Raw genomic sequence first — 9,607 nt, forward strand, 5'->3', positions numbered from 1 at the left:
CTTCAGGGTGGCCGTGGCCCAGTCGTAGGTGACGGTGTCCGGGCAGGTCACGTTGTAGTAGAAGGACAGCTTGGTCGAGCCGGTCGGCGCGGTGAAGGTCTGCGCCGCGGTCGAGGTGTTGGACGGGGTGGTCAGGCCCAGCATGGCGCCGTAGCTGCCGCTGTGCTTGGCCGCGGTGGTCACGGCCGCGTTGCCGGTCGTGGTCCAGCCGGAGAAGCTACCCGTCTCGAAGCCGCCGTTGGTGACGCCACCGCCGCCACCGCTGCCGCTGATCGTCCAGGTGAACGATGCCGAGCCGTTGGCACCGGTGGTGTCCGTCGCGGTGACCGTCACGTTGGCGGTGACCGCCGTGGTCGGGGTGCCGGAGATCAGGCCGGAGGAGGAGATGGACAGGCCCGCCGGAAGGCCGGTCGCCGACCAGGTCAGCGCCGCGCCACCGGAGTCCGTGCCGGACAGCTGCAGCGAGACCGCGGTGCCGACGGTGCCGCTCTGGTTGCCGGGGTTGGTCACCGTGACGGTGTTGCCGCCGCCGGACGAGGTGCCGACGGGCAGCCCGCCCGCGGGCGCGTACATCGCGACATTGAAGGTGCTGCCGCTGGGGGCCTGGGCGACGGGGATGACGGTGACGGCGTTGCCACCCGCGAGGACCGAGGTGGAGATGTAGTCACCGAACATCCGGCCCTGGCTGGTGTTCGGCAGCCAGGCCAGCGTCATCGGGCCGGCCAGCTGGACGGGCGCGGTCCAGGTGGAGCCGCCGTCGGTGGAGGAGACGTAGCCCGCGTCGAGCTGGCAGGTGGTGTCGGTGCAGTTGGCGTTCGGGTAGTAGTAGTACGTCAGACCGAGGCGGGCACTGCTCCCCGAGCTGGAGGGGTCCACGCCGATACCGGCCGTGAAGTGGTCCGCGGTGCTGGTGACGGCGTCGATCGGCACCCGCACCGGCGCGCTCCACGAGGTGCCGTTGGTGGACGTCGACATGATGATGTCGTTGCTCGGGCAGCCGCTGCGGAAGCGGCAGTCGGACCAGACGGCGTAGACCTTGCCGGAGGCGTCGATCTCCGCCGAGGGCAGCGGGCTCTCGCGCAGGGTGTCGCGCGGCGACGACAGGGCCGGCAGGTCGTTGACCGCGTCCTCGAGGCCGGCCACGGTGTGGTGCGAGACCGTGGCGATCTGCACGCTGGAGCCCCAGCTGCTGCCGCCGTCGGTGGAGGTGAAGGCCCGCTCGGCGTTGGAACTGGCCGAGGAGAACGGCACGATGACGGTGCCGTTGGGCTGCACGACCGGCTGCCCGCCGAGCCCGCTGGGGCCGTCGGCGGGGCTCAGCTCCGAGCCCCAGGTGAGGCCGCCGTCGGTGGAGGTGCGCATGTGCTCGGCGTCGCCGGCGTTGGCGTCGTCGTATTCGGTGTAGCAGTGGCCGTAGTACGGGCTGGAGGAGTGGTTGTCGCACACGCTCCAGTTCTTGTCGTCGAAGGTGCCGGTGGACATGACGACGGGGTTGCCCCAGGTGTGGCCGCCGTCCGTGGAACGGCTGAGGTCCACGTCCACGTTGCCGCTGGCGTCGATGCCCAGCCAGGACACCATCCAGACGCCGTCCTTGGCGTCGTACGCCACCGATGCGTCGCTGACCTGCCCGTACGGTCCGCCGGTGTTGGCGGTGGTGTCGGGCATGAAGCCGTTCGTCCAGGTCTGGCCACCGTCGGTCGAGGTTGCCCAGCCGATGTTGGAGGCGCCGCCGCCGGACACCCGGCCGACCTGGAAGGCCGACACGATGGTGCTGCCGTAACTGAAGGTGTCCGGCTCGACCTCGGTGGCGTGCTGGGCCTGCGAGTCGGAGTAGGGATCACTGCTGACCTGCGTCAGCGTCGGCACGACGGGATGCGGCGCGCCATGGTTCGTGGCGGCGGCCTGCGCGCTGCCGGCGAGCGCCGGCGCGGCCAGGACCAGGGCCGCGGCCAGGGTGCTGACGAGGGGTAACGATCGCTTGCCTGTCGTTCCGGACATGTCTCTCCTGACATCCGAAGCCGTACCAGGGGTGCCGGCCGGGTGACCGGCACGGGACAGCGGGATTGTGCTGCCACCACCGGCCGTGGGGAAAGATGGCACATATGGCGGGAACACGACAGGCCGCCGGTGGCGCACTCGCGCCACCGGCGGGTGGGTTCGTGGGTGTCAGTACCGGGTCGACACGGTCACGCCGCTGAAGGCGGTGTTCGCGTAGAGGCTGAAGTAGCGGTAGCCGGCCGTGGTGTTGGTGACGGTCAGGCTCTGCGCGGTGCCGGCGTTCGTGGACGAGGCCGTGTAGGTGCTGGGGGAGGCCCAGGTGTCCGGGTCGTAGTAGAGGGAGGCGCTGCCCGTGCCGCCGGTCGAGGAGACGGTCAGCGTCGTGGTGCCGGCGGGCAGGTAGAGGTAGAAGTAGTCCAGGTCGCCCGCGGGCTCGGCCTGGTCGCTGCGGGAGCAGTTCTGGCCCATGGCCTGGGGGCTGGCGTCGGGGCAGGTGGGCAGGGTGACCGGCTGGTTGCAGGCGCCCGCGGCGCAGGCGGTCAGCCAGGAGTCGAAGTCCGCGTCGTAGGCGGTGCCCACGCCGTTGTAGACCGCGTAGCCGCCCGCGTAGTCACCGGTGCGGAAGTGGCCGAGCATGGCGTACACGTCCTGGGGGTGCTTCTCCAGCATGTAGCGGACCGCCAGGTAGCCCCACGGGTAGGTGCGGGTGACGTCGCTGTTCTCGTAGGTGCTCTGGAAGAGCGTGCTCAGCGCGTAGGTGTGCTTGGCGGCTTCGGTCACCGCCTCGTCGTCGGTGATGCCGCGGTAGGTGTAGGAGTCGTACTCGGCCAGGCCCTCGATCCACCAGATGTCCGGCACGGTGACCTCCGCGCTGAAGTCGCCCTTCATGTCGTAGCGGCCGTCCAGCAGGTGCGTGTACTCGTGGTTGAGGTTCCAGATGCCGGCGACGAACCCGTCGTCGGGGCTCTTGATGTACATGATGGACATCGGCTGGTTGTTCGGGTCGGTCGGGTCACCGGTCAGGGTGATGCCGCCGTTGTCGGTGTCGACGCCGAAGATCGCGCCTGCGTACGTCGCGTAGTCGCTCTTGCTGGCGAAGACGACGAGCTTGACGGAGTTCTCGTACTGGCCGGGTATCGGCCCGTCGTCCTTGACGACGTTGTGGAAGAACGCGTCCTCGTTCAGCACGCTGGTGCAGGCGGCGGCCAGGTCGGCGTCGTCGAGGGACTGGGCCACGATGGTGTGGGTCGCGTCGCAGGAGTGCGTGATCGGCAGCACGGCGGCGGTGAGTTGGGCCGCCAGGTTGCAGGTGCCGTAGTAACCGCAGTTCGCCGCGTCGTACGAGTTGGCCTGGGAGGCGACCGGAACCCAGAGCGCCGCGGTGGGCCCGGTCATCGAGGAGGCGTCCAGGAGGCCCTTGACCAGCGGGCGGGCCTTCGCCTGCAGCGCGGTCTGGCCGACGAAACGGGCCAGGTCGTTGCCGGAGTTGGCGTCCACGTAGGAGTCGTCGCCGCCGAGCAGCCCGGTGTGGTCGAGCGCGAAGGAGTCGAGCGTGTCGAGGATGCTCGGGTCCGCGGTGACCGCGTCGACGAAGGCGGGCACCCAGTTGCCGCGCCACAGCGGGGTGAAGACGTCGTTGACGGCCGGGGTCATGGTGCCGGTCGCGTCGTAGCTCGCCGGGTCGAAGGCGCCCAGGATCTTCTTGTAGGTGGTCAGATAGTGCGCCTGGTCGCTCGCGCTGTCGGTGAGAACCACCACGTCACCCAGCACGTCGCCGTTGGCCGCCGTCACGTCCGCCGCGTGCGGGCTCGCGAAGAACGCGTCCATGCCGCGCTGCACGGCGGAGGTCAGCGAGGCGTCGTAGGGGCCGACGGCGGCGGAGTTGTTGAACTGGACGTAGTAGCCGGCCCGGAGGAAGAGCACCAGTTGCCAGATGCCCTTCGAGTCGTCGCCGGTGTACGAGGCGGCGCTCGTGGCGAAGGCGTCGGCCACAGTGATCATCTGCGGCTCGGCGAACGCCTTGCCCGCGTCGGCGCCGGTGAGGCCGAACAGGGTGTTGACACAGTCGGTGGAGGAGGCCTCGACGAAGGAGACCAGCGCCGCGCCGCTGCGGCTGCCGAAGTCGGCGGCGGTACAGGAGGCCGCCGCGGCATGCGTACCGAGCCGGGCGTGCACGCCCGCGTGGGAGGCGGTCAGCGGCTTCGGCGGGGTCTGCGGGGGCAGCAGGGCCGCACCGGTTCTGGCGGCCTGCTGCGCCGGCGTGTCGGAGCCGCCGGTGTTCCGGCCCAGCGGGCCGGGCCTGGTCCGGCCGGCCTTCGCCGCGGCGGACGAGGCGGCGACGTGGGCGGCGGGGACGGCTCGGGCCGCGAACGACGAGGCTCCCTTGAAGGGGACCCTGGCCGAGGACGTGGCCGCCGAGGCGGCCGGTGTGAGGAACCCGGTGGCGGCGACGGCGGCCGCGAGGCCGCTCGCCAGGATTCCGGGCAGGGTTGAGCGGTAGCGCATCCCTACTCCATTCATGGACGGATGGACAGATGCGCCTCGGGGAGGTTGCTGAGGCGTGGCAGGGACACTTCCAGCCCCACCCCTGCCGGACAATAGTGTGTGACATATCACTTTGTCGTATGTGCCATAACATGCCACTCGCCGTTCACGTCGCCGACGCCCACGTCTGGAAGTGCGGCGCACGCGCGAGCAGTTCGTGATGCGCGGCCGCGGCCGCGCCGAAGAGCGCCTCGGCGACCGGCTCGGCGACCCGCCCGGGACGCCAGGCCAGCACGTAGCGGACCCAGATCGGCGTGCCGGTCAGCGGTTTGACCAGCACGCCCTGGGCCGGCCACAGCGTCGCCTGGACCAGCGAGACGCCCAGCCCGTCCGCGATCATCGCCTGGAGCTGCTGCCGGTCGCCGATGAACTCGTGCACGGCGTGCGGCCGGAACCCGGCCGCCGCGCACGCCTCGTGGAAGACCCCGGGCCATCCCGCGCCGTCGTCGGGCGTGACGAACCAGTCGTCCTCGGCGAGGTCCGCGAGGTTCACCTCCGTCCGGTGGCGCAGCCGGTGCCGGGCCGGCAGTGCGACGAAGACCGGCTCGGTGACGATGCCCCGATGGGCCACCGCCGCGGAATGACGCAGCGTCAGCCCCGGGTAGTCGGCCGCGATCCCCGCGTCCACCTCACCGCGCTCCAGCAACTCGACGATCGCGGAGGAGGCGTAGACGCTGCTCACGGTCAGCGTGACGTCGGGCATCCGGGCCCTGGCGCGGGCCATCATGCCGGACAGGATCGAGGAGTTGGTCGCCGCGAACCGCAGCGTCGTCGGCCCGCCGACGAGACCGGCCTGCGGCCTGCTGCCGATCCCGGCCACCCGCGCCAGCACCTCGCGCGCCTGGAGCAGCACCTCCATCCCGTACTCCGTCGGCGCCACGCCGGAGGCCCGCCGTTCGAAGAGCGGACCGCCGAGGAACCGTTCGATCCGGCGCAGTTGGGTGCTCGTCGCCGGCTGCGACTGCCCCAGCGCCACCGCCGCCCGCCCCACGCTGCCCGCGTCCGCGATCGCACACAGCACCCGCAGGTGCCGCAGCTCCAGTTCCATGCCCCGTTCCCTCTCGTTCCCCGGTGGCAACCACTACGGGTGGAGACCGTAGGAACGGCGACGGGTCACGGAAATCCGCCGGGCGGCTGGGCCTGTCCCCGCCAGGTGGCGCCGGATCACGACGATGTGCCGCCCGGCGTCAGCTGGGCGAGGAGTGCCTCCGGTAGGGCCTGGAGGGGTAGCCGGTGTCGAAGTGCTGGTAGTCGGCGGTCTTGATGTCCTGCCAGATCCAGCCGTCGGCGTGGAACGCCCGCCAGACCGCGCTGCCTTCGGTGATCTTGCCGAAGCCCGGAGTGCGGGCGGCGTACTTGCCGGTGGGCTGCCAGCAGTGGCAGCGCGGGTCCGTCCAGGGGTTCTCCACCGGATTGAGATCGATCGCGCGGCCGTTGGCGTGCGGCGAGTCGGTGGCGGGTGCGTTGGCCTGGCTCGCGCGGCGGCAGTTGTAGGCGGAGGAGTTGTCCGCGCGCATGCTGGCGTTGTCGTCGCCCGCGTAGTCCTCGATCGGCTTCATCTGCCGGATGGGAAAGTGGTCGGCGAGCAGCCGGGCGAAGATGCGCTTGACACTGGCGACCACGTCCGCGTTCACGACCAGGACGCCACGGTGCTGCTTCCCGTCGAAGCCCCAGTGGGTGAGGGTCACATCGCGCAACTGCGCCCGCCCGACGGGGCAGCCCTGGTGCCACGCCCCGACGGCCACGATCCGCTGCCACTGCGCCGTGGTGATCGCGGAGACGACCGGGTCCAGTGCGGCGGCTGACGCGTCGGTGACAGGAGGCGCTGCCTGCGGCGGAGCCTCGGAGGTGGTGAGGGCGGGCGCTGCTGCCGCGCCGCTGCGGGCCCCGCTGGTGCCGCACCCGGCGAGCAGAAGCATCGCAGCGACCAGCGTGACCGCGACACGACCCAGACGCCGTCCCAGGTGCTCGCCACGGTGGACGTGGTGGTCGTGGTGGTCGCGGTGGTCGCGGTGGTCGTTGTGGTCCAAGTGTCCCTCCGAGCTGGTGGGTCCGCGCCGGCCAACGGTCGTTCCCGGGCCCTGCGATCGTAAGGGAACGAACCGGCCCGGCAGGGCTCATCGTCGGGACGCGTGCCGCCGTTCGGGGGCTCGCGTGGAGGCATGAGCCGTTCAGCCCTCCGCGCGAGTGGCCGACGGCCTACCATCGCAGTCGGATCCGAGTCACCCGGCCGTGAGGAGGCTGAGTTCCTTGCTGTATCGATTCCTGCACTCCGGGCGCAGGGCAGGCGCCCTGACCGTCTGCGCGGTGCTCGCCGCCGGCGCCCTGGCCGCCGGTGCCGACGCCTCAGCGACGAAGGCCACCGCGGCGGCCTGCACCAACACGGGCAAGCTGGCCGGATGGTCGAACCTGCGGCTGGCCATGCTGACCATCGCCGTGCCCGCCTCGGAGACCGACCCCGGTCAGGTCACCGCGGAGATCGCCCAGGGAGCCGGCGGAGTGCTGCTGTTCGGCTCGCATGCGCCGTCCGACCTCGGCGTCCTGCTCACCCGGCTGCGCAGCCACGTCCCCGGCCGGCTCGGCCTGCTGGTGATGACGGACGAGGAGGGCGGCGGCATCCAGCGCATGGCCAACCTGGTCGGGTCCCTGCCCTGGGCCCGCACCATGGGCGCCGACTGGTCCGCCGCGCAGATCCAGCGGGCCGTCCACGACGTGGCGGTGAGGATGGCCGCCGCCGGGGTCAACATGGACCTCGCCCCGGTCGCCGACGTCGACGGCCGCGCCGTCGTGCCCAGCGCGAGCAACCCCGACGGGCTGCGTGCGTTCAGCGGGAACGCCGCGGTCGTCGCCCGCGACACGGTCGCCTACATGAACGGACTGCGCAGCGGTGGCGTGATCCCGGTGGCCAAACACTTCCCCGGCCTCGGCCACGCCAGCTACAACACCGACCTCGGCCCCGCCCACACCCTCCCCTGGTCCACCGAACAGGCCATCGCCCTGCCGCCGTTCAAGGCCCTGATCGGGGCAGGCGTACCGGCGGTCATGACGTCCAACGCCTCCGTCCCGGGCCTCACGACCGCCCCCGGCAGCATCTCGGCGACGCTGATCACGACGGAGCTGAAGGGAAGGCTCGGCTTCCACGGGCTGGTCCTCACCGACTCCCTCAGCGCCAAGGCCATCTCGGACGCCGGCTGGAGCGTGCCCGGCGCCGCCGTGCAGGCCCTGCGCTCCGGAGCCGACATGATCCTCTTCGGCCCGGTGAGCAACCCCCAGGCCGGGACGACCGCCATCGCCGACCGCATCGTGGCCGCGACGAAGAGCGGCCTGCTCGCCCGCTCCCGCCTGATCGACGCCGCGGGCGCCGTCCTCGCCGTACGACACGTCAATCTCTGCACCGGGTGACGGATGACCGGACGCGTCAGCCCGAGGCCGGCGGGGTGGTGACGAGCGGGGTCGTGACGGCCGTCCGGCCGTCGGGCGTCACGGCCAGCAGTTCCGGGTGGGCGGTGGCGGCACCGGACAGTCGCAGCGCCAGGCGCAGGCCCGGCCAGCCGATCAGCGTCACGGCGCGGGAAGCCCTGAGGAGTTCGGGCGATCCGTCTCCGCCGGCGAGGCCGGACAGCTGCGCGACCGTGCGGCCCGTGCCGACGACGGTCACCCGCTTCAGCGCGTGGTCCGCGCTGCGCAGCAGGCGCGTGGTCGCGGCGAACACGCTCGGCAGCATCGTGGTGATGTTGCCCGGCTGTCCCAGCACCGCGCCGACCAGCGTGACCTCGTGCCCTGCGACGCGCGTGCGCGCGGAGAAGAGAAGGCAGCCGCCCGCCCAGTACGTCGAGCCGGTTTTGATGCCGTCGATCCCGTACTCACCGAGCAGCGCGTTGTAGTTGCGGATCGCACCACCGGGGATCACGGCGGAGGACTCGTCGACCAGGTCGGCGAAGAACGGGTCGGTGATGGCCACCTCGCCGAGCTTGACGAGATCCGTCGCCGTCGACACCGAGGTGCCGAGGTAGCCCGACGGCTGGCTGAAGTGGGTGTGGCCCATACCGAGGCTCACCGCCGTCGCGTTCATCCGGGCGACGAAACGGCTCTGGCTGCCCGAGTCCCAGGCCGCCAGCACCTCGGCCATGTTGTCCGCGGACGCCAGCATCAGCGCCTGCAGCGCCTGCCGCTCGGTGAACCGCTCCCCGCTGCGCACCGGCACCAGCGACTGGTGCAGCGCCTGCTGCTCCGGCAGCGCGGCGGCCTCGGCGGGGGTGATGGTGAGCGTCGGCCCGGACTGGCCGGGGGCCAGCGGGTGGTCCTTGAGGATCAGATAGGCCGTCATCGTCTTGGTGACGGACGCGATCGACTTCGGGGTGTCCACCGGACCGCTGCTCCCCAGCAGGCCGACTCCCGTGACCGCGATCGCCGCCTGTCCCGTGGCGGGCCACGCCAGGTCGAGGTGCCCGGGCACGGTGAGGGAGGCGGGCACGGTCAGGCGCAGCCGCGGCGCGGCCGGAGCGCTGCTTCCCGCCGTCCCGGCGGCGGAGCCCCCGCCCGAGGTGTGGGCCGGCCCGGACCCGAGCGCCACTGCCGCCACGACCGCGACGGCGACCACGCCGACCCCTCCGACCGCCACGACGCGGGCGTTCCGCCCGCGCATCCGCGAGACGGCGTCCCACAGGCGCGGAAAGCGCGAGGGCGGGTTGTCCGGTCCGTCGATGTACGGGACCGGCCGGATGGGGGCGTCGAACGGGAGGGGAGCGGGAGCGGGCGCGGGCGCGGCGCGTGGGAAGCGGGTCTCCTCCTCCCGCGGCTGCGCGACGGCAGGTTCAGCCTCCGGCTCGGCCCGAGTGGGCGCGGGCGCGGCGAGGAGGTACGCCGTCTCGGCTTCGGGCTCCGCGCGGGTGGAAGCGGGAGCGCCGAGCACGTAAGCAGAGTCGCCCGTCCGCTCGGACGCGACCTTGGGCTGATCCTGGGCGGGCGCAGCGAGCAGGTAGGCGGTGTCGACCCCCGGCTCCGCCTCAGCCTCCGGCAGGTCCTCGGCCTCCGGCTCCGCCTCAGCCTCCGGCAGGTCCTCGGC

The 9,607-nt window shown here is 71.9% G+C and carries 6 protein-coding genes; 1 reads left to right on the forward strand and 5 read right to left on the reverse strand.

The window, feature by feature from the left end:
* The 4 genes from BMY61_RS27200 to BMY61_RS27215 all read right to left on the reverse strand — a co-directional run.
* The coding region (locus BMY61_RS27200; protein WP_083555216.1) for a putative Ig domain-containing protein at nt 1-1,998 on the reverse strand (1,998 nt) is incomplete at its 3' end.
* A gap of 168 nt (nt 1,999-2,166) precedes the next feature.
* Nucleotides 2,167-4,503, reverse strand: a complete 2,337-nt coding sequence (locus tag BMY61_RS27205) for a M9 family metallopeptidase (protein WP_042447405.1) — start codon at nt 4,501-4,503, stop codon at nt 2,167-2,169.
* A 145-nt stretch (nt 4,504-4,648) separates the two neighbouring features.
* A complete protein-coding gene (locus BMY61_RS27210; protein WP_042447408.1) occupies nt 4,649-5,590 on the reverse strand; it encodes a LysR family transcriptional regulator in 942 nt (313 codons plus the stop codon).
* Nucleotides 5,591-5,729: 139 nt separating this feature from the next.
* Entirely contained in the window at nt 5,730-6,572 is an 843-nt protein-coding gene (locus tag BMY61_RS27215) for a M15 family metallopeptidase (protein WP_236656007.1), read from the reverse strand.
* 220 nt (nt 6,573-6,792) lie between these two features.
* Here BMY61_RS27215 and BMY61_RS27220 point away from each other — a divergent pair, with 220 nt between their 5' ends.
* On the forward strand, nt 6,793-7,944 hold the full coding sequence (locus BMY61_RS27220) for a glycoside hydrolase family 3 N-terminal domain-containing protein (RefSeq protein ID WP_042447411.1): 1,152 nt from the start codon (nt 6,793-6,795) through the stop codon (nt 7,942-7,944).
* Between the two features lie 16 nt (nt 7,945-7,960).
* Here BMY61_RS27220 and BMY61_RS27225 read toward each other — a convergent pair.
* Nucleotides 7,961-9,607: D-alanyl-D-alanine carboxypeptidase family protein (locus BMY61_RS27225; RefSeq protein ID WP_177240390.1), on the reverse strand; the 1,647-nt coding region annotated here is incomplete at its 5' end.

Source organism: Streptacidiphilus jiangxiensis (genome assembly GCF_900109465.1).
GTDB classification, from domain to species: domain Bacteria; phylum Actinomycetota; class Actinomycetes; order Streptomycetales; family Streptomycetaceae; genus Streptacidiphilus; species Streptacidiphilus jiangxiensis.